We start from the raw sequence: 20,612 nt of genomic DNA, 5'->3' as shown, positions 1-20,612 counted from the left end.
CAGCAGGCCCGGCCCTTTCGCGGGTAAACCCGCTCCTACACAACCTTGTAGGAGCGTGGTTTACCCGCGAATGGGCTGCGCAGCAGCCCCAATCAATTTATCTGGCGGAAGTCTGCTCGGCCAACGCCACCGCACGGAACATCGCCCGGCGCTTGTTGATGGTTTCTTCCCATTCCAGCGCCGGCACCGAGTCGGCAACGATGCCGCCACCGGCCTGCACATGCAGCTCGCCGTCCTTGATCACTGCGGTACGAATGGCAATTGCGGTATCCATGTTGCCGTTCCAGGCAAAATAGCCGACGGCACCGCCGTAAACCCCACGCTTGACCGGCTCCAGCTCGTCGATGATCTCCATCGCCCGGATCTTGGGCGCACCCGACAAGGTGCCAGCCGGCAGAATCGCCCGCAGTGCATCCATCGCCGTCAGGCCTTCACGCAGCTGGCCGGTAACGTTGGAAACAATGTGCATCACGTTGGAGTAACGCTCGATCACCATCTTCTCGGTCAGGCGCACACTGCCGGTCGAAGACACACGACCGACATCGTTGCGACCCAGATCGATCAGCATCAGGTGCTCGGCAATTTCCTTGTCGTCCGACAGCAGGTCGTCTTCCAGCGCACGATCGGCCTCTTCGGTCGCACCACGCGGGCGGGTACCGGCAATCGGGCGCACGGTGACCAGGTTGTCCTCGACACGTACCAGCACTTCGGGCGAGCTGCCGACCACATGGAAGTCACCGAAGTTGAAGAAGTACATGTATGGCGTCGGGTTGAAGCAGCGTAGCGCGCGATACAGGTCGATAGGCGCAGCCTTGAAGTCGATCGACATGCGCTGCGACGGCACCACCTGCATACAGTCCCCGGCCAGGATGTATTCCTTGATACGACCGACGGCGTTTTCGTAATCCTCGCGGGTGTAGCTGGAGCGGAACGCCGGTTCGGCCGCCTGCGGCCCGCTCAGGTCCAGGCCGCGGCGCGGGGTGATTGGCTGGCGCAAGGTTTCCAGCAAACCTTGCAGGCGTGCCTGGCCCTGTTCGAAGGCCTGATCTTCAGCTGGGTCGACCAACACGATGGCGTGCATCTTGCCCGCCAGGTTGTCGAACACCACCACCGCGTCGGACACCATCAGCAGGATATCCGGTACGCCCAGCGGGTCCGGGTTGGGGCTGGCCCCCAGGCGCTTTTCAACATAACGCACGCAGTCGTAGCCAAAGTAGCCGACCAGGCCGCCATTGAAACGCGGCAGGCCGGGGATATCGGCAACTTTGTAGCGGTCCTTGAAGGTTTCAACGAATGCCAGCGGGTCTTCGACCTCGCAGCTTTCCACCTCGACGTCATCGTGCAGGATGCTGACACGGTAGCCATGCACACGCATCACGGTGCGCGATGGCAAGCCGATCATCGAGTAACGGCCCCACTTCTCGCCGCCCTGCACCGATTCGAGCAGGTACGAGTTGGGCTGGTCAGCCAGTTTCAGGTAGATCGACAGCGGCGTGTCGAAGTCGGCCAAGGTTTCACAGGCCAAGGGAATACGGTTGTAGCCGGCAGCGGCCAGGCGCAGGAATTCTTCGCGGTTCATGAGTAGTCTCGTGGCAAGCAGCAATAGGTCAGGCAAACGGACGGGCCGGCACACGCCGGCAGGCTGAAGTCAGGCGCGCCAACGCCAACGGGCCAAGGCCTTGATGACTTTCATCCAGAATTTGCCAGTAACCGCCACGGTGGACTCTCTGTCTTGTGAGGCTTGAAGGTCCGCCAACGTTATCCCAGTGGCCGGGTCTGCGCAACCGGGCAGCAATGCGCGCAGGTCGTCGATTACCAGGCTGGGGGATTCGTCGTCGATCGGCCGGCCATGGTTATAGCCGTAGGTCAGGCCCACGCATTGCACGCCAGCCGCCTTCGCCGCCTGCACGTCACTGCGCGAATCACCGACAAACAGGGACTGCTGCGGGGTAACACCGGCCATCTGCATGACGAATAGCAACGCCGCCGGGTCGGGCTTTTTCTGCGGCAGGGTGTCGCCACCAATGATCCAGCGGAAGAAATTACCGATCTTCATCTGGTCCAGCAGCGGGCCAACAAAGCGCTCAGGCTTGTTGGTAATCAGCGCCATCTCCACGCCCTGCTTGCGCAGCCAGCGCAGGGTGTCGCGCACGCCGGGGTAGACCACGGTAAGTTCATGGCTTTCGGCATAAGCGTCCATGAACAGCGCCAGCGCCTGTTCTGCCAGCGCATCGTCCACGTCGGCATGGTCGATGCCGCCCGCCAACGCGCGGCGCACCAGCACCTGGGCGCCATTGCCAACCCAGTGGCGCACGGCCTCAAGGCCAGCAGGCGGGCGCCCCAGTTCGAGCAGCATGCGGTCCACGGCGGCGGCCAGGTCAGGCACGGAATCGATCAGGGTACCGTCCAGATCGAACATCACCAGCCTTGGCAGCGTTCCCGGGAACAGCTGCTCGAAGCCACTCATGGGCGGGCCAGGGCCAGTTCGGCGCGCATCTTGGCGATCACTTCCTGATAGTCCGGGGCGTTGAAGATCGCCGAGCCGGCCACGAAGGTGTCGGCGCCAGCGGCAGCGATCTCGCGGATGTTGTTGACGTTCACGCCACCATCGATCTCCAGACGGATATCACGGCCACTGGCGTCGATCAGCGCACGCGCTTCGCGCAGCTTGTCGAGGGTGCCGGGGATGAACTTCTGCCCGCCGAAGCCTGGGTTGACGCTCATCAGCAGCACCATGTCGATCTTGTCCATCACATACTTCAGGGCGTCCAGGCTGGTGGCCGGGTTGAACACCAGGCCGGCTTTGCAGCCACCATCCTTGATCAGCTGAAGCGAACGGTCGATGTGCTGCGTGGCTTCAGGGTGGAAGGTGATGTAGGTGGCGCCCGCTTCGATAAAGTCGCCAATGATGCGGTCAACCGGGCTGACCATCAGGTGCACGTCGATCGGCGCAGTAACGCCGTACTTGCGCAGAGCGGTGCAAACCATCGGACCGATGGTCAGGTTGGGGACATAGTGATTGTCCATGACATCGAAGTGGACGATGTCTGCACCCGCAGCCAATACCTTGTCGACGTCCTCACCCAGGCGGGCAAAATCGGCAGAGAGAATGGAGGGGGCAATAGCGTAGGGCTGCATGGCGCACCTGTTGGCAGAGTCACGGTGGCGCGCATTGTAACTCAGGGAAAGCGATGAAGGCTGATTGGTATCAATTGCTGTCGACCAGCGCAACCTGTGCCGGCCTCCGCGACTTTAGCCGCGAAGAGGCCGGCACAGGCAACCCATCATCAAGCCGGCTGTTGAGTCCTCAGCTTCTCACTACGCCCACGCAACCATTCCAGGGTCAGCAGCAACAACACCGAGAACGCAATCAGCAAGGTCGCCGCCGCGGCAATGGTCGGGCTCAGGTTCTCGCGAATACCACTGAACATCTGCCGCGGCAGAGTTGCCTGTTCCGGCCCGGCGAGGAACAGCGTCACCACCACCTCGTCAAACGAGGTGGCAAAGGCAAACAGGGCGCCCGAGATGACACCGGGCGCGATCAGCGGCAGGGTCACCCGGCGGAAAGCCAGCAGAGGCGAGGCTCCCAGGCTGGCCGCCGCACGCACCAGATTGTAGTTGAACCCCTGTAGCGTCGCCGACACGGTAATGATGACGAACGGCACACCCAGTACCGCATGCACCAGAATCAGCGAGGTGAAACTGTTGCCCATACCCAGAGGGGCGAAGAACAGGTAACTGGCCACCCCGATGATCACTACCGGCACCACCATGGGCGAGATCACCAGCGCCATCACCAGCGACTTGCCGGGGAAATCGCCACGGGTCAGGCCGATGGCCGCCAACGTGCCGAACACCATGGCCAGCACCGTGGCCGCTGGGGCAACGATGATGCTGTTTTTCAACGCCCGCATCCATTCGGCCGAGCCGAAGAAGTCCTGATACCACTGCAGCGAGAAGCCCTGCAGCGGGTACACCAGGAAGCTGCCACTGTTGAACGACAGCGGCACGATCACCAGCACTGGCAAGATCAGGAACAGCAGGATCAAGCCGCAGAGAATACGCAGGCTGTAGAACCAGACCCGCTCCACGGGCGACATGTATGGGCTCAGCATGACAGGCTCCTCAGCTCAGGCGCAGACGGCTGGCGCCGACCAGCCAGCTATAGATCAGGTACAACAGCACGGTCGCCAGCAGCAACAGCCCGCCCAGTGCGGTGGCCATGCCCCAGTTAATGCTGGTGTTGGTGTAGAAGGCGACGAAGTAGCTGACCATCTGGTCGTTGGGGCTACCCAGCAGCGCCGGGGTGATGTAGTAACCGATGGCAAGGATGAACACCAGCAGGCAACCGGCGCCAACACCGGCGTAAGTCTGCGGGAAGTACACCCGCCAGAAACTGGCGAACGGGTGGCAGCCCAGCGAGATCGCCGCACGCATGTAGCTTGGGGAAATACCCTTCATCACGCTGTACAGCGGCAGGATCATGAACGGCAGCAGGATGTGCACCATCGAGATGTAGACACCTGTGCGGTTGAACACCAGCTCCAGCGGCTGGTCGATGATGCCCATGGCCATCAGCGCGCTGTTGATCAGCCCGCCCGACTGCAGCAGCACGATCCAGGCCGCCACCCGCACCAGGATCGATGTCCAGAAAGGCAACAGCACCAGAATCATCAGCAGGTTGCTCTGCCGGGTCGGCAGGTTGGCCAACAAGTAGGCCAGTGGGTAGGCCAGTACCAGGCAGATAGTGGTAATCACCACGCCCATCCACAGGGTACGGACAAAAATGTCCAGGTAAATGGCCTGGTCCGGGGTGGCCTTGGCCAGCTCACCAAGGTCATCGATGCGATGGTCCACCGAGGCCAGCAGGTAGAAAGAGGTCACCGAACTGGTATTGCGGCGTATCGCCTGCCAATAAGCCGGGTCGCCCCAACGCTCGTCGACAGCCTGCAACGCCTCTTTATAAGAGGCAGGCTCAGCCTTGAAGGGCAGCGCACGGGCAGTCTTGGTCAACAAGCTGCGGTAACCGGCCAGCTCCATGTTCAAGCGTTTGGAAAGGTCACCAAGGGTCTGGTTCTTGCGCGACTCGGCCAAATCCTGGCTCAGCGCCTTGTAAACGTCCTCGCCTGGCAGGCTCTTGCCATCCCACTGGCTGATGATTTCCACCGTGCGCGGCAGGCCGCCGACCACTTCAGGGTTGCCGACGCTCTTGTACAGCAGCGCCGCAATCGGCACCAGGAACACCAGCAGAAGAAACAGCGCCAGCGGCGCGATCAACGCCTGCGCCTTCCAGCGGTTGACCCGCTCGGCGTGTTTGAGGCGCTGCTTGAGACTTGGACCTGCGCCTTCGTTGAGGGGCACTGCAATGGCCATGGCGAACTCCGCAATACAGGCTGAATTGGGGGCCGCTTTGCGGCCCCACACACTGGACGTTTACTTCTTCGCCGCCCAGGCGTTGAAGCGTTGCTCCAGCTGCTCGCTGTTGTCGGCCCAGAACGCCACGTCGATCTGCACCTGGTTGGCAATGTTCTCTGGCGTGGTCGGCATGTCTTTCTTCACTTCGTCCGACAGCAGGCTCACGGCCTTGGAGTTGGCCGGGCCATAGGCGATGTTTTCGGAGTAGATCTTCTGCTGCTCGGGCTTGACGCTGTAGGCGATGAACTTCTTCGCCTCTTCGACGTTTTTGGCGCCTTTGGGAATTGCCCATGCGTCGAAGTCATAGATGCCGCCGTTCCACACCACCTTGAGGTTGCTTTCTTTCTGCACAGCGGCAATACGGCCGTTGTAGGCAGAGCTCATGACCACGTCGCCAGAGGCCAGGAACTGCGGTGGCTGTGCACCCGCTTCCCACCACTGGATGCTGGGCTTGAGTTCGTCGAGTTTCTTGAAGGCGCGGTCCTGGCCTTCCTTGGTTGCCAGCACTTTGTAGACGTCCTTGGGCGCAACACCGTCGGCCATCAGTGCAAATTCCATCGTGTACTTGGCGCCCTTGCGCAGGCCGCGCTTGCCCGGGAACTGCTTGGTGTCCCAGAAATCGGCCCAGCTGGTGGGGGCGGTCTTGAGCTTGTCGGCGTTGTAGGCCATGACCGTGGACCAGACGAAGAAGCCCACACCGCAAGGCTGAATGGCACCAGGCACGTAGTCTTCCTCGTTGCCGAACAGGGCCGGGTCGAGCTCTTCGAACATGCCTTCGTCGCAACCGCGCGCCAGCTCTGGCGACTCAACCTCTACCAGGTTCCACGACACACTCTTGGTGTCGACCATTGCCTTGACCTTGGCCATTTCGCCGTTGTACTCACCCGCGACAATCTTGCCATTACCCGCTTTTTCCCAGGGTTCGTAGAACGCTTTGACCTGGGCAGCCTTGTTGGCGCCACCGAACGAGATCACGGTGAGGTCTGCGGCCATGGCCTGGCCAGCGGTGAACAGCCCCAAAGCCAGGGCGGTTAGTTTCAACTGCTTGCGCATTATTATTCTCTCCACAGTACAGGGTTGGTGAAGCAATCCATCAATGGGCTTCGGCAATCGGATCGAGCGCGCGGGCGTGCTCCACCTCCCAGCCCAGCGGTACTACATCGCCCACGGCCAACGCCGGGTCGAGCTCGGCAATAGGCTGCTTCACGAAGAAGTCGCCTTTGCCGCAAACCTCCAGACGCACCCGCACGTGGTCGCCCAGGTAAATGAATTCGGCCACCCGGCCAGAGAACCGGTTGACGCAGCTTTCACTGTGGCCGTTCAGGCGCACGCGCTCCGGGCGTATCGACAGGGTCACCGGCTCGCCGGCCTGGCCGACATTCACCGCCAGCGCCTCGACCCGTTCACCGCGAGGCAACTGCACCTGGCAACGTTTGCCATCGCTGGCCAGCAGGGTGCCGCTAATGCGGTTGTTCTCGCCGATGAAGTTGGCGACGAAGGTGTTGCAGGGCTCTTCGTACAGCGTGCGCGGGTCGGCGATCTGCTGGATTTCGCCCTGGTGGAACACCGCCACGCGGTCAGACATGGTCAGCGCTTCGCCCTGGTCGTGGGTCACGTACACCACGGTCACACCCAGGCGCTGGTGAATGTGCTTGATCTCCATCTGCATGTGTTCGCGCAGCTGCTTGTCCAGCGCGCCAAGTGGCTCGTCCATCAGCACCAGTTGCGGCTCGAACACCAATGCCCGGGCCAGCGCCACACGCTGCTGCTGGCCGCCAGACAGCTGGCCGGGGTAGCGTTTGGCGAAAGCGTCGAGCTGGACCATGTTCAGCACACGCTTAACCCGCTCGCTGATGTCGGTCTTGCTCAGGTTGCGCACGGTCAGCGGAAAGGCCAGGTTCTCGGCCACGGTCATGTGCGGAAACAGCGCGTAGTTCTGGAACACCATGCCGATATCACGCTTGTGCGGCGGCACGTTGTTGATCGAGCGCCCGCCAAGCTGGATTTCACCGGCGGTGGGCGTTTCGAAGCCCGCCAGCATCATCAGGCTGGTGGTCTTGCCCGAGCCGGACGGGCCAAGCAGGGTGAGGAACTCGCCCTTGCGGATATCCAGGTTGAGGTCTTTGACGATCAGCGACTCGCCGTCGTAGCTCTTCTGCACACCACGGAAGCTGACCAGCGTTTCGCCGGTTGCAGCGTTCGACTTCGCCTCGCTCATGCCTGCACCTTCTTGTTGGATGACTGCGTAGGCAAAAGAGTAGAAGAGACGCAAGCGCCCGAAAATCGGGGGCACTGAGAGAATGCCATCATCCGGATGGAAGATTTGTTGTAGGGATCGCCCTACAAGGATGGCGGGATTGGAATGCCCTTGCGAGCCAACCACGAAACCTGTGGGAGCGGGCATGCCCGCGAAGAGGCCGGCTCAGCCATAGAGATCAGCAGGCCAGGCCCGTTCGCGGGCATGCCCGCTCCCACAGGCTTCGGCAAGTTTCGGGCACCCGTATGTCGCAATCAGATCAGCTTGTGCTCCATGGCGTACTTCACCAGCTCCGCCAGCGAGTTCACTTTCAGCTTTTGCATCAAACGCGCCTTGTGGGTGCTGATGGTCTTGCTCGACAGCGCCAACTGCTGGGCGATGTCGTTGACGTTGGCGCCCTGGGCCAGGCGCTCGAACACCGAAAACTCCCGCTCCGAGAGCAGTGTGTGCAACGGCCGGGATTCGGTGAGGCCTACTTCGAACACCATGCGGTCGGCCAGCGACGGGTCGATATAACGCCCGCCACCGGCCACCCGACGAATCGCCGTCAACAACAGCGCGGGGTCACTGTCTTTGGTGGCATAGCCCGCCGCACCGGCCTTCAACGCCCGCGCCGCCATCTGTGCCTCATCGTGCATCGACAACATCAGGATCGCTGGAGCATCGTGCAACGCACGGATACGCGGGATCGCCTCCAGGCCGTTCACACCCGGCATCGAGATGTCCAGCAGTACCACCTCGCACGGTGTGTGGCGCAGGGTTTCGAGCAACTGCTCGCCATTACCGGCCTCCCCCGCCACTTGCATGTCCTTGGCCAGGCCAATCAACTGCTTGATGCCTTCACGGACAATGGTGTGGTCTTCGGCCACCAGAACTCGAATCACGATTGCTCTCCTACTCCAACGGAATGGCCACGCTCAGGCTGGTGCCTTCGCCCGGCTCGCTTTCCAGCGTCATGCTCCCCCCCAGCATCAGCACCCGCTCGCGCACACCCACCAGGCCAAACGAGGTGGGCCGCGTCTGCTCGCGGCAAAAGCCTTGGCCATCATCACTGACCGTCATGCGCAACTGTCCGCCCTCACGTACCAGCTCAATCTCTACGCTGTGCGCCTGGGCGTGACGCATCACATTGGTCAGCGCCTCCTGGAGGATACGAAACAGCCCGGTGGCCTTGGCATCACTCAATGCTGGCAGATTATCGGGTACTTGCACCAGACAGGGGATTTGCGTACGTGCCTCGAAACGCCGCGCCTGCCATTCGATGGCCGAGGCAATGCCGGCATCGAGGATCGGCGGACGCAAGGCAGTGGCGACATCGCGCACCAACTGGAATAACTGGGCGATCAGGCGTTTCATGCTCGCCAGGCGATCATTCAGGCCAGGGTCTAGCTCGGCATAGGCCAGCTCGCACATCGACACTTCCAGCTTGAGCACGGTCAGCATCTGCCCCAGTTCATCATGCACTTCCCGGGCGATACGAGCTTTCTCTTCTTCACGCACGCTCTCCAGGTGGGCCGAGAGTTCGCGCAACTGCTCCTGGGACTTCGCCAACGCCAGCTCGGCCCGCTTGCCCTGTGTGATGTCCCAGACTACACCGTCCCACACCACCTGGCCGTTGCCCAGATGCCGGGCGCTGGCCTTGATATCGGCCCAGCGCTGTTCGCCCTGCCGGGTGAGGATGCGCCCCTGCCAGGACCAGTCCTGGTCGCTGGCCAGGGCCAGGTCCTGCACCCTGTGATAATCAGCACGGTCCTCGGGGTGCACCAGGTTGCGCAGGCCCATCTGCGGGTGCTGGATCTCGCTGGGTGCATAACCCACCAAAGCCTCGCTACCCTCACTGATATAGGGGAACTCCAGATCGCCCTCGGCCGGGTCACGCTCCAGGCGAAACACCAACCCTGGTACGTTGCCAGCAATGCCCTTGAGCCGCGCCTCGCTTTCGCGAAGGGCCGCCAAGGCACGGTGGCGCTCGGTGACATCGGCGAGGTAGACCACCAGATATTCGGAATCACGAAAGCGCAGAAAGCTCAGCGACAGCTCCACGGGTAGCAAGCTTTGATCAGCCCGCCGGCATTGCGTCTCAAATTGACCGACACCCCCCGCCCCCGTACGCGCCCCCTTCCACAGCTCTAGCCACCGGTCCATGTTCAGGCTCGGCTCGAAGTCGCTCAGCGGCCGCTCCAGCAACGCCCCTTCGCTGTAGCCCAACATGCGCTCGGCGGCATGGTTGGCGTAACGCACATGGCTGTCCCAGTTGACCCAGAGGATACCTACGGTGCTCTGGTCGATGGCGAACTGGCTCAGGCGCAACGCCTCTTCGCGCACCTGGCGCTCAACAAGGCTTTCTCGCGCGGCCAGCAGGCTGCGCTCCAGCTGGCGCTGCTGACGGCGTTGCCACACCAGCGTGGCCAAGGCACACAACAGCAACAGACCGAACAGCAAGGCCATGTTCTGCCAGAAGCCCGGCGACTCGCTCAGGCGCGGGTACTTCGGCTGCAACCAGCGCTGATGCAGTTGTTCCAGCTCCTTGGCCGGCACTGCCTGCAAGCCACGTTCAAGTACATCGGCCAGCAGCGGCCAGTCGCGCCGCGAACCGATACGCAACAGTTGCGGCAGGCCGATATCGCCGACCACCGCCAGCTCACCGAACTCGCTCTCGCGCGACAGGCGGCTGAGCTGCGCTTCATCCAGCACGGCGAAACTGGCCTGGCCACCTACCACCAGTTGCAAGGCCTCACGATCGTCGGGCACCCCCTGCAGGTTGAGGTTGCCGTAGTTGCCGCGCAGGTAATCCGCCAGCGGGCTGGGCATGCGCACCGCGACGCGTTGCTCGGCTTCAAGCTTTTCCAGTTCCACGGCCATGGCCCCGGTGCGCGGCCCCACCACCAGCTGTGGCACGCGCATGTACGGGTCGCTGAATAGCCACAGGCGCAGGCTGGCCGGCGTCTGGGTAAGGCCAGGGGCGAAGTCGATTTCGCCGCTCTGCAGGGCATGTTCCAAACTGGCCTGGTCAGTGAAGTTACGCCAGGTGAGGTCCAGCCGCAGCGTCTGCGCCAGGCTGTTCACCAGCTCCACATTGGCCCCATAGAGTTGCTGCAGTCGCCGGTCGAACTGGGCGTAGGGCGCCTGCAACACCAGGCCGACACGCAGGCTGCGGTGGGTGTCCAGCCACTGCTGCTGGTCAGGCTCCAGCACCACAGTTGGCAGCGCCTCGGGCTTGGCCCAGGCAATCAAGGGCAGCCACAAGCAGCCGATAACCAACAGGCGACGCACTCGCTTCATCTATACGCTCGACTTGGCAAAGACGGCCATGCAGCATGGCCGTCACGGGCAAATACTATTAGGCTGCCGGTTTCATTCTGGCCTTGGGTTGACTCATGTCCACACTTTATCGCACGACGCTGGCAATGTGCTGCCTGGCCTCGGTCCTTCCACTCGGCGCCCTGGCCGCCGATGCCGAAAAACCACCTGCAAATGCCATGGCACCGGCTGCCGAGGCACCACGCCCACCCTTGCTGGAACGCAGCCAGGAGGATGCTCTGGCGCTGGAACGGCTGCTGCCCAAGGCTGAGCAGCAGACCCTGCAGGCCGGTGCCGACAGCTTCCTGGCCCTGTGGAAGCCGGCCAACGACAACGATCCGCAAGGGGCGGTGATCATTGTCCCTGGTGCAGGCGAAACGGCCGACTGGCCAAATGCAGTCGGCCCACTGCGGCAAAAATTCCCTGATATCGGCTGGCACAGCCTGAGCGTCAGCCTGCCCGACCTGCTCGCAGACAGCCCGCAAGCGCGGGTCGAAGCCACACCACCGGCAGCGCCTGCGCCAGACAAAGGCGAAAGCGCACCGGTCAAGGACGTTCCGGCCGATGCCAACGCCAACGTGGCCCAAGCCACCGCAGCCGATGCCGACACAGCAGAAAGCACCGATGCCGAACAAGCCAGCGAGCAGACCGACCCGGCAGATGCCGAACGCATCTTCGCCCGCCTGGATGCCGCCGTGGCGTTCGCCCAACAACACAATGCCCGCAGCATCGTACTGATCGGCCATGGTAGCGGTGCATATTGGGCGGCGCGCTACCTGAGCGAGAAGCAGCCACCACAGGTACAAAAACTGGTGATGGTCGCTGCGCAGACCCCTGCACGGGTGGAGCAGGACCTGGAAAGCCTGGCCCCAACCTTGAAGGTACCCACGGCCGATATCTACTACGCCACCCGCAGCGCTGACCGCAACGCAGCCCAGCAACGGCTGCAGGCCAGCAGGCGGCAGAAGGATAGTCAGTACCGACAATTGTCATTGATTGCCATGCCAGCAAACAAAGCGGCGGAACAAGAGCAATTGTTCCGCCGGGTGCGGGGGTGGATGAGCCCTCAGGGCTGAGTCAGGCTTGATCCTTGTGGCGGGGCGTCAAAGGCCGCGCCGCTTGCGGATCATGGCATAGGCCTGGTGCAACTCACGGGTACGCGCGGTTGCTTCACGCACCTGCGCCTCGCTGGCACCGGTACCTGCCAGCTTGTCCGGGTGATGCCGGCTGACAAGCCGACGATACGCCTGCTTGACCTTATCGGTGTCGGTGTCTGCGTCCACCGCCAGCAAGCGCAACGCTGCCGCGTAGGTCATGGGCACGCTTTCTGCCCCCGTGGCCTTGCGCGGCTCGTACTCCAGGGACATGGCCTGCACCTGGCGCCGGCTCATGCCCAGCTTCTGCCCCCAGTCCAGCAGCAACTCACGCTCCTTGTTGCCCATCTTGCCGTCAGCCCAGACCATGCGCCAACAGGCCCGCAAGGTACCTTCCGCCGCGTGGGGCTGCTGACTGATGCGCCGCAGGTGCCCGCCAAGCCGGTCCTTGCCCGCCTTGCCACGGTTGAACGCATTGATGGCGCGCAACCGGGCTGCCTCGGCCAGGTCCAGGCGCACCATCTCCTGACGCGCCTGCTGGATATGCTGCTCGGCTACCCGGCCATCGCACTTGGCCAGGCGCCCGAGCATCACGAACAACAACTCGTCGTCGCGTAATGCAGGGCGCCCACCCAGGCGTTCGCGCATGTCTTCCCAGCCTTGCAAGCGCAGCCGGCGGTCGATGGCCTGCCCAAGCAACGCACCGAGCAAGGCACCCGGTATGCTCGCAACGGCAAAGCCGGCACCCACACCTATCACCGTGCCTGGCCACCACATGTCAGGCGCGCTCGCCAATCAGAGACTCAGCCTCGGCCAGGCGTTCAAGCGTGCCAACATCCACCCAGTGCCCACGGTAGTGTTCGCCAGATACCTTGCCGGCCGCCATCGCCTGGCGCAGCAACGGTGCCAGCTTGAAGGCACCCGCCTGGCAACCTTCGAACAGCGCCGGGTGCAGCACGGAAATGCCGCTGAAGGTCAGCGTGCCGGGCGCGTCATCGCCGTCAACGACCTGCTCGCCCACCAGGCGGAAGTCACCACGGCCGTGATGGCCAGGGTTGTCGACCAGTACCAGGTGAGCCAGGCCTTGCAGGGGAGCCTGCAATCGCGCGAAGTCGTAGTCGGTCCACACATCGCCATTCACCAGCAGGAACGGCGCATCACCCAACAAAGGCAGGGCCTTGAAGATGCCGCCGCCGGTTTCCAGCGGTTCACCTTCAGGTGAATAGCGAATGCTCAGGCCGAAGCGGCTACCGTCGCCCAGATGGTCTTCGATCTGCTGGCCAAGCCAGGCATGGTTGATCACCACTTCGGTCACGCCCGCTGCCGCCAGGGCGCGCAGGTGGTACTCGATCAGCGGCTGGCCGGCGACCGGGACCAACGGTTTTGGGGTGTGCAGGGTCAGCGGGCGCATGCGCTCGCCCTTCCCCGCAGCCAGGATCATGGCCTTCATGCACGCGCTCCGGCCTGCAACTCGGCAATCAGCTCACCCAGCTCCGCCAATTCGGGCCGGCTACCGATCACTTCATTTATATAGGCGAAGAAACGCGGCACGTCGCCCAGGTAACGCGGCTTGCCGTCGCGGTGGCAGATACGGGCGAAGATGCCGATCACCTTCAGGTGCCGCTGCACGCCCATCAGGTCACTGGCGCGGTGGAAGGCTTCGAACTCGGCGTGCACCGGGATGCCAGCCGCCTGCGCCTGCTGCCAGTAGTCGCTCAGCCAACCTTCGACCCGCGCCTGCGGCCAGCTGACAAAGGCGTCCTTGAACAGGCAGGTAATGTCGTAGGTGACCGGGCCGTATACCGCATCCTGAAAGTCCAGCACACCAGGGTTGGGGGTGCTCTGCATCAGGTTGCGCGGCATGTAGTCACGGTGTACCAGCACCTTGGGCTGCGCCAGGGCGCTGTCGATCAGCAACTGGCTGACGCGCTGCCAGGTGGCCTTCTGTGCATCGGTGAAGGTCAGGCCCAGCTCACGCCCCACGTACCATTCGGGGAACAGTTCCACTTCACGGCGCAGCAGGGCGTCGTCGTAGCTGGGCAGCGATGCGTCCATTGGCAAACGCTGGAACTTCAGAAGGGCATCGATGGCGTCGGCGAACAGGCCATCGGCGTTGTCTGCATTGATGATGTCAAGGTATGTCTGAGCGCCCAGATCCCCAAGCAGCAAAAAGCCGCGTTCCAGGTCCTGGGCGTGGATCAGCGGCACATGTACGTCAGCGCTGGCCAGCAGGTGGTCGATGGCGACGAACGGTCGGCAGTTCTCCTGCGGGGGGGGCGCATCCATGATCACGAAACTGTGGCCAGCACCCTGCCAGCGGAAATAGCGGCGGAAGCTGGCGTCGCTGCTGGCAGCGGTCAGGCTGCCTGCAGGCACCTCGCCCCAGGCGTTGTCACGGAAAAGATCATTGAGCTGCTCATCGAGCCAGACCGTCAGTTGTTGCAGGCGTACATCGTGTTCAGGCATTGCAAGGGTCTCCGACGGCCCTAGCCGTCAAGCGGGTCATGCTTTATTATCCAGCATCTTTTTCAGACCATCGAGAGGCGTGCGGCCCCACACGCGGGCAGATGGCACGCAGGAAGCCCGGACTAATAAGATGGCATTGAAATCCCCCGCGTTTCGTAGAAAGTTTCCGTTGCTGGTAACCGGCGGTCTGCTGGCCCTGCAACCTCTGGCCACCTCATACGTAGTGGCAGCCGAACAGTTCGACTGCCAAGTGTCCGCCGCCGGTGGTTGGGACTGCAAGCCCAAAACCCCAGTCAACAACTTGCCACCGCGCCCGGTGCACGAAGGTGCAGCCGTCAGCTCCGGCACCAAAGCGGCGGGCGAAGCCGAAACTGCGGACCGGCCCGTGCTGGTTACCGAGGCCAAGGGCCGTGGTCTGAAGTCGCGCAGCGAAGACTACAGCCACCTGGACTGGGTGCCGCGTGAAAAGCTCACCGCCGCGCAGCTGGCTGAAACCGGCCCATACTGCGGTGGCGCGTATATCGAGCCAACCCGCCCGGGCATGGCCGACACCACGCCGAAGGACGAGTCGCCGACCTACATCAATGCCAAGGTATCCAAGTACCAGCAGGAGCAGCAGATCGCTACCCTCGCCGGTGACGTGGTGATGCGCCAGGGCAGCATGCAGGCCGAAGCCGACGAGGCCAACCTCTACCAGGCCGAAAACCGTGGCGAGCTCAAGGGCAACGTCAAGATCCGTGACAACGGTTCGCTGGTGGTCGGTGACGAGGCCCAGATCCAGCTCGACACTGGCGAAGCCCAGGTCGACAACGCCGAATACGTGATGCACAAGTCGCACATCCGCGGCAGTGCCCTGTACGCCAAGCGTGGCGAAAACGCCATCATCCGCCTCAAGGACGGTACGTACACCACCTGCGAACCGGGCAGCAACGCCTGGCAGCTGAAAGGCAACAACATCACCCTGAACCCGGCCACCGGTTTCGGTACTGCGACCAACGTTACACTTCGGGTCAAGGATTTCCCGGTGTTCTATACACCGTACATCTACTTCCCGATTGACGACCGTCGCCAGTCCGGTTTCCTGCCGCCGTCGTTCAGCACCAGCAGCGACACCGGCTTCATGCTGGTCACGCCGTACTACTTCAACCTGGCGCCTAACTACGACGCCACGTTGTACCCGCGTTACATGGCCAAGCGCGGCCTGCTGATGGAAGGCGAGTTCCGCTACCTGACGCCTTCCAGCGAAGGGCAGTTCGGCGGCGCCTACCTGAACGACAAGAACGACGACCGCAAAGATCAGACGGATTACAAAGATCAGCGCTGGATGGTCAACTGGCAGCACAAGGGTGGCCTGGACGAACGCCTGATGACCGAGGTGGACTACACCGACATCAGCGACCCGTTCTACTTCCAGGACCTGGAATCCGACCAGATTGGCGTGGAAAGCCGCGACCTGCTGAACCAGCAGGGTGCGTTGACCTACCGCGGCGACAGCTACACCGCGCGGTTGAATGTGCATGCCTACGAGATGGCGACCATCTCGCAGATCACGCCGTATGATCGCCTGCCGCAGCTGACCCTGAACGGTACGCTGCCGTTCCAGCCTGGCGGTTTGAACCTTGGGTACGAGACTGAAGCTGTTCGCTTTGATCGTGACCTGAAGGACGATTTCGTTCTGGACGAAGATGGCAATCCAGACGCCAGCGCCGGCGTACCCGGTCGTCGTCTTGACGAAAACATCTTCGGTGTAGCGCGTGCCAACGGTACCCGCCTGAACGTCGCCCCGTCCATCAGCCTGCCGATGGAGGCCAGCTACGGCTACATCACGCCGAAGCTGAAGTACATGTATACCCATTACGACCTTGACCTGGATAGCAAGGGCAAGAGCGACATTGCTGCCGCGAACGCAGACACACTGGACGTGTTCGGCGACTACAAAAGCAACCTGAACCGCGATATCCCGATTCTCAGCGTCGACAGCGGCCTGTATTTCGACCGCAACACCTCGTTGTTCGGCACCAACTACCGCCAGACCCTCGAACCGCGCATGTTCTACCTCTATGTCCCGTACAAGGACCAGATGGACATCCCGCTGTTCGACACGGGTGAAACCCTGTTCAGCTACGACTCGCTGTTCCGTGACAACCGTTTCAGTGGTACCGACCGCATCGGCGACGAGAACAAGCTGTCGCTGGGCGTGACCACCCGCTGGATCGAGGAGAACGGCTTCGAGCGCCAGAACTTCAGCATCGGCCAGGCTTACTACTTCAAGGACCGCAAGGTCCAGCTGCCAGGCATCGACTACCGCACCCGCAAGGACGCGCAGTCCGATGTATCGCCATACGCCCTGATGTACAACTACTACTTCAACCGCGACTGGCGCTTCAATTCGGACTTCAACTGGGACCCGGACAGCCGCAGCACCCGCTCGGGCAGCGCGATGTTCCACTACCAGCCTGAAGACAACCCGAACAAGATCGTCAACCTCGGTTATCGCTACCGTAACGACACCATTGCCTACGACTCGACCACGGGTACCTGGAAAGTGGGCGGCGGTGACTATGGCACCCCGGGCGATCCGAACTACATCAAGGATTACTACAAGATCCAGCAGCACGACTTCTCGGTCATCTGGCCGATCGTGCCGCAGTGGAACGTAATCGCCCGCTGGCAGCATGACTACAACCGCAACCGTACCCTGGAAGCCATGGGTGGTTTCGAATACGACAACTGCTGCTGGAAGCTGCGCCTGATCAACCGTTACTGGATCGACTACGACGATTTCAGCCAGGCCCTTCCACAGAACGAAAAAGGCGACCACGGTGTCTTCCTTCAGATCGTCCTGAAAGGCCTCGGCGGCGTAGTTGGCAACAAGGTCGAGTCTTTCCTCGACCAAGGCATTCAAGGTTACCGTGAACGTGAAGACCAAGCTTATTGATCGTCTGCGCCCAGTGTTGCTGGGCGTCGCTTTGCTGAGTGGCGCGGTGCATGCCGCGGTGCAACCTCTTGATCGCGTGGTGGCTATCGTCGACAACGACGTGGTCATGCAAAGCCAGCTGGACCAGCGTGTCCATGAGGTCCAGCAAACCATCGCCAAGCGCGGCGGCGGCGTGCCGCCGACCAGCGCTCTGGAACAGCAGGTACTGGAACGCCTGATCGTCGAGAACCTGCAGCTGCAGATCGGCGAGCGCTCTGGCATCCGCATCACCGACGAAGAGCTGAACCAGGCCATTGGCACCATTGCCCAGCGCAATGGCATGTCGCTGGACCAGTTCCGCGCGGCGCTGGCCCATGACGGCCTGTCGTTCGACGACGCTCGCGAGCAGGTCAAGCGCGAGATGATCATCAGCCGCGTGCGCCAACGCCGCGTTGCCGAACGCATCCAGGTGTCCGAGCAGGAAGTGAAGAACTTCCTGGCCTCGGACCTGGGCAAGATGCAGATGTCGGAAGAGTACCGCCTGGCCAACATCCTCATCCCGACCCCGGAAGCCGCCAACTCGGACGATATCCAGAAGGCTGCGCGCAAGGTCGGTGACGTGTACCAGCAACTGCGCCAGGGTGCTGACTTCAGCCAGATGGCGATTGCCAACTCGGCCAGCGAAAACGCCCTGGAAGGCGGCGAGATGGGCTGGCGTAAAGCCGGTCAGCTGCCACCCGACTTCGCCAAGATGCTCAGCAGCATGCCGGTGGGCGAAATTACCCAGCCTATTCGCATCCCCAACGGCTTCATCATCCTCAAGCTCGAGGAGAAGCGCGGCGGCAGCGAGAACGTACTGCGTGACGAAGTGCATGTACGCCACATCCTGATCAAGCCAAGCGAGATCCGCAGCGAGGCGGCCACCCAGCAGCTGGCCGAGCGCCTGTACGATCGGATCAAGAACGGCGAAGACTTCGGCGAACTGGCCAAGAGCTTCTCGGAAGACCCGGGTTCGGCACTCAACGGCGGCGACCTCAACTGGGTCGATCCGAACAGCCTGGTACCGGAGTTCCGTGAACAGATGGCCAATGCCCAGCAAGGCGTGGTGACCAAACCGTTCAAGACCCAGTACGGCTGGCACGTTCTGGAAGTGCTGGGCCGCCGCGCCACCGACAGCACCGAGCAGGCTCGCGAACAGCAGGCCCTGAGCGTACTGCGCAACCGCAAGTACGACGAAGAGCTGCAAACCTGGCTGCGCCAGATCCGCGACGAAGCCTACGTTGAAATCAAGCTGCCTGGCGCTGACCAGGCCGCCCAGTGAAGCCCCTGCGCTTCGCCGTCACCCCCGGCGAGCCGGCCGGCATAGGCCCCGACCTGTGCCTGCTGCTCGCCGCAGACGCCCAGCCCCACCCCCTGATCGCCATCACCAGCCGTGACCTGCTCGCCGAGCGGGCCACGCAGCTGGGGCTGGCCGTCAGCCTGCTGCCGGTAGCCCCGGGCCAATGGCCTGACCTCCCGGCACCCGCAGGTAGCCTGTACGTCTGGGATACCCCCTTGGCGGTCCCGGTGGTGCCAGGCCAGCTCGACAAGGCCAACGCAGCGTTCGTGCTGGAAACCCTGACCCGCGCTGGGCAAGGCTGCCTGGACGGGCACTTCGCCGGGATGATCACGGCCCCGGTTCACAAGGGAGTGATCAACGAAAGCGGTATCGCCTTTTCCGGGCATACCGAATTCCTTGCCGAACTGACCCGCACCGCACAAGTGGTAATGATGCTGGCCACCCGCGGCCTGCGCGTGGCCCTGGTGACCACGCACCTGCCACTGCGTGATGTTGCCGACGCTATCACTGCAGAGCGCGTCGAACGTGTAACCCGTATCCTGCATGCCGACATGCGCGACAAGTTTGGCATTGCCAACCCGCGTATCCTCGTGTGCGGCCTCAACCCGCACGCGGGCGAGGGCGGCCACCTGGGCCGCGAAGAAATCGACATCATCGAGCCGACCCTGGCCCGCCTGCGCACCGAAGGCATGGACCTGCGCGGGCCGCTGCCGGCCGATACCCTGTTTACCCCCAAATATCTGGAGCACTGCGATGCGGTGCTGGCGATGTACCACGACCAGGGCCTTCCCGTACTCAAGTACAAAGGCTTCGGCGCAGCAGTGAACGTGACCTTGGGCCTGCCAATCATCCGCACGTCGGTTGACCACGGCACCGCCCTGGACCTGGCCGGCACTGGCAAAGTCGACACCGGCAGCCTGCGCGTCGCACTGGAAACCGCCTACCAGATGGCCGAGAACCGACCATGAACGAGCAATACCAACACCGGGCGCGCAAGCGCTTCGGCCAGAACTTCCTGCACGACGCCGGTATCATCGACCGCATCCTGCGTGCCATCAACGCCAAGGCCGGCGAACACCTGCTGGAAATCGGCCCGGGCCAAGGCGCCCTGACCGAAGGCCTGCTGGGCAGTGGCGCACAGCTGGACGTGGTGGAGCTGGACAAAGACCTGGTGCCGATCCTGCAGCACAAGTTCGCTGATCGCAGCAACTTCCGCCTGCACCAGGGCGACGCCCTGAAGTTCGACTTCAACCAGCTGGGCGTGCCGCCGCGCAGCCTCAAGGTGGTTGGCAACCTGCCCTACAACATCTCCACCCCGCTGATCTTCCACCTGCTCAGCCACGCCGGGCTGATCCGCGACATGCATTTCATGCTGCAGAAGGAAGTGGTCGAGCGCATGGCCGCCGGCCCTGGCGGCGGTGACTGGGGGCGCTTGTCGATCATGGTGCAGTACCACTGCCGCGTGGAGCACCTGTTCAATGTCGGCCCTGGTGCCTTCAACCCACCTCCGAAAGTGGATTCGGCGATCGTCCGCCTGGTGCCGCACGAAGTGCTGCCGTTCCCGGCCAAGGACCACCTGCTGCTGGAGCGTGTCGTTCGCGAAGCGTTCAACCAGCGCCGCAAGACCCTGCGCAACACCATGAAAGGCCTGCTGGACAGCGCCGCCATCGAGGCTGCTGGCGTTGATGGCAGCCTGCGCCCTGAACAGCTCGACCTGGCAGCCTTCGTGCGCCTGGCTGACCAACTGGCGGATCAGCAACAAGCCTGATTTAGCCCGTACCGGCCTCTTCGCGGGCCACAAGGGATCGCACAACCCTCAAATCC

The 20,612-nt window shown here is 62.6% G+C and carries 17 protein-coding genes; 5 read left to right on the top strand and 12 right to left on the bottom strand.

All coding sequences use genetic code 11. From position 1 onward, the window contains the following. Positions 1–97 precede the first annotated feature (97 nt). From trpE to V7787_RS47365, 9 genes are all read right to left on the bottom strand, one after another. Entirely contained in the window at positions 98–1,579 is a 1,482-nt protein-coding gene (gene trpE / locus V7787_RS47405; protein ID WP_104886767.1) for an anthranilate synthase component I, read from the bottom strand. A 69-nt stretch (positions 1,580–1,648) separates the two neighbouring features. Further along, positions 1,649–2,467 carry a phosphoglycolate phosphatase gene (locus V7787_RS47400; RefSeq protein WP_014589455.1) on the bottom strand — a complete coding sequence of 273 codons (819 nt, stop codon included), beginning with the start codon at positions 2,465–2,467 and terminating at the stop codon, positions 1,649–1,651. Continuing rightward, on the bottom strand, positions 2,464–3,138 hold the full coding sequence (gene rpe / locus V7787_RS47395) for a ribulose-phosphate 3-epimerase (protein WP_003255539.1): 675 nt from the start codon (positions 3,136–3,138) through the stop codon (positions 2,464–2,466). Before rpe ends, V7787_RS47400 begins: the two co-directional genes overlap by 4 nt. Before the next feature lie 149 nt (positions 3,139–3,287). Continuing rightward, on the bottom strand, positions 3,288–4,115 hold the full coding sequence (locus tag V7787_RS47390; RefSeq protein ID WP_003255542.1) for an ABC transporter permease: 828 nt from the start codon (positions 4,113–4,115) through the stop codon (positions 3,288–3,290). Positions 4,116–4,125: 10 nt separating this feature from the next. Beyond that, positions 4,126–5,373: an ABC transporter permease gene (locus V7787_RS47385; RefSeq protein WP_010951751.1), complete on the bottom strand. Its 1,248-nt coding sequence runs from the start codon at positions 5,371–5,373 to the stop codon at positions 4,126–4,128. Between the two features lie 60 nt (positions 5,374–5,433). After that, entirely contained in the window at positions 5,434–6,468 is a 1,035-nt protein-coding gene (locus V7787_RS47380) for an ABC transporter substrate-binding protein (RefSeq protein ID WP_064491038.1), read from the bottom strand. A 40-nt stretch (positions 6,469–6,508) separates the two neighbouring features. Further along, entirely contained in the window at positions 6,509–7,633 is a 1,125-nt protein-coding gene (locus tag V7787_RS47375; protein WP_003255547.1) for an ABC transporter ATP-binding protein, read from the bottom strand. 293 nt (positions 7,634–7,926) lie between these two features. After that, on the bottom strand, positions 7,927–8,559 hold the full coding sequence (locus V7787_RS47370; protein WP_172830947.1) for a response regulator: 633 nt from the start codon (positions 8,557–8,559) through the stop codon (positions 7,927–7,929). A 7-nt stretch (positions 8,560–8,566) separates the two neighbouring features. After that, positions 8,567–10,954, bottom strand: coding sequence for a PAS domain-containing sensor histidine kinase (locus V7787_RS47365; protein ID WP_336094651.1), 2,388 nt, complete (start codon positions 10,952–10,954; stop codon positions 8,567–8,569). Between the two features lie 95 nt (positions 10,955–11,049). On the opposite strand from V7787_RS47365, the gene V7787_RS47360 reads away from it, so the two are divergent. Further along, a complete protein-coding gene (locus V7787_RS47360) occupies positions 11,050–12,048 on the top strand; it encodes an alpha/beta hydrolase family protein (protein WP_104886768.1) in 999 nt (332 codons plus the stop codon). Between the two features lie 27 nt (positions 12,049–12,075). Here the strand turns inward: V7787_RS47360 and V7787_RS47355 are convergent, their stop codons facing one another. The 3 genes from V7787_RS47355 to V7787_RS47345 are packed head-to-tail and all read right to left on the bottom strand — an operon-like array spanning position 12,076 to position 14,532. Next, positions 12,076–12,843, bottom strand: coding sequence for a TerB family tellurite resistance protein (locus V7787_RS47355; protein ID WP_010951746.1), 768 nt, complete (start codon positions 12,841–12,843; stop codon positions 12,076–12,078). 1 nt (position 12,844) lies between these two features. Then, positions 12,845–13,516 carry an N-acetylmuramate alpha-1-phosphate uridylyltransferase MurU gene (gene murU, locus V7787_RS47350; RefSeq protein ID WP_010951745.1) on the bottom strand — a complete coding sequence of 224 codons (672 nt, stop codon included), beginning with the start codon at positions 13,514–13,516 and terminating at the stop codon, positions 12,845–12,847. After that, entirely contained in the window at positions 13,513–14,532 is a 1,020-nt protein-coding gene (locus V7787_RS47345) for an aminoglycoside phosphotransferase family protein (RefSeq protein WP_336094650.1), read from the bottom strand. Before V7787_RS47345 ends, murU begins: the two co-directional genes overlap by 4 nt. A gap of 130 nt (positions 14,533–14,662) precedes the next feature. On the opposite strand from V7787_RS47345, the gene V7787_RS47340 reads away from it, so the two are divergent. From V7787_RS47340 to rsmA, 4 genes are read left to right on the top strand one after another with little or no spacing between them, the layout of a single operon-like run. Next, positions 14,663–17,470 (top strand): LPS-assembly protein LptD, encoded by a 2,808-nt coding sequence (locus V7787_RS47340; protein WP_064493019.1) that lies wholly within the window; start codon positions 14,663–14,665, stop codon positions 17,468–17,470. Further along, positions 17,445–18,770, top strand: coding sequence for a peptidylprolyl isomerase SurA (gene surA / locus V7787_RS47335; RefSeq protein WP_196766232.1), 1,326 nt, complete (start codon positions 17,445–17,447; stop codon positions 18,768–18,770). Before V7787_RS47340 ends, surA begins: the two co-directional genes overlap by 26 nt. Further along, complete coding sequence (gene pdxA / locus V7787_RS47330; RefSeq protein WP_014860204.1) at positions 18,767–19,756, top strand: 4-hydroxythreonine-4-phosphate dehydrogenase PdxA; 990 nt, start codon at positions 18,767–18,769, stop codon at positions 19,754–19,756. Before surA ends, pdxA begins: the two co-directional genes overlap by 4 nt. Next, entirely contained in the window at positions 19,753–20,556 is an 804-nt protein-coding gene (gene rsmA, locus V7787_RS47325) for a 16S rRNA (adenine(1518)-N(6)/adenine(1519)-N(6))-dimethyltransferase RsmA (RefSeq protein WP_003255558.1), read from the top strand. The genes pdxA and rsmA overlap by 4 nt, the downstream gene beginning before the upstream one ends. Positions 20,557–20,612: the final 56 nt, after the last annotated feature.

Source organism: Pseudomonas sp. CGJS7 (genome assembly GCF_036961695.1).
The sequence above is the reverse complement of the archived record's forward strand: the minus strand, read 5'-3'. Positions and strand labels throughout refer to the sequence as shown.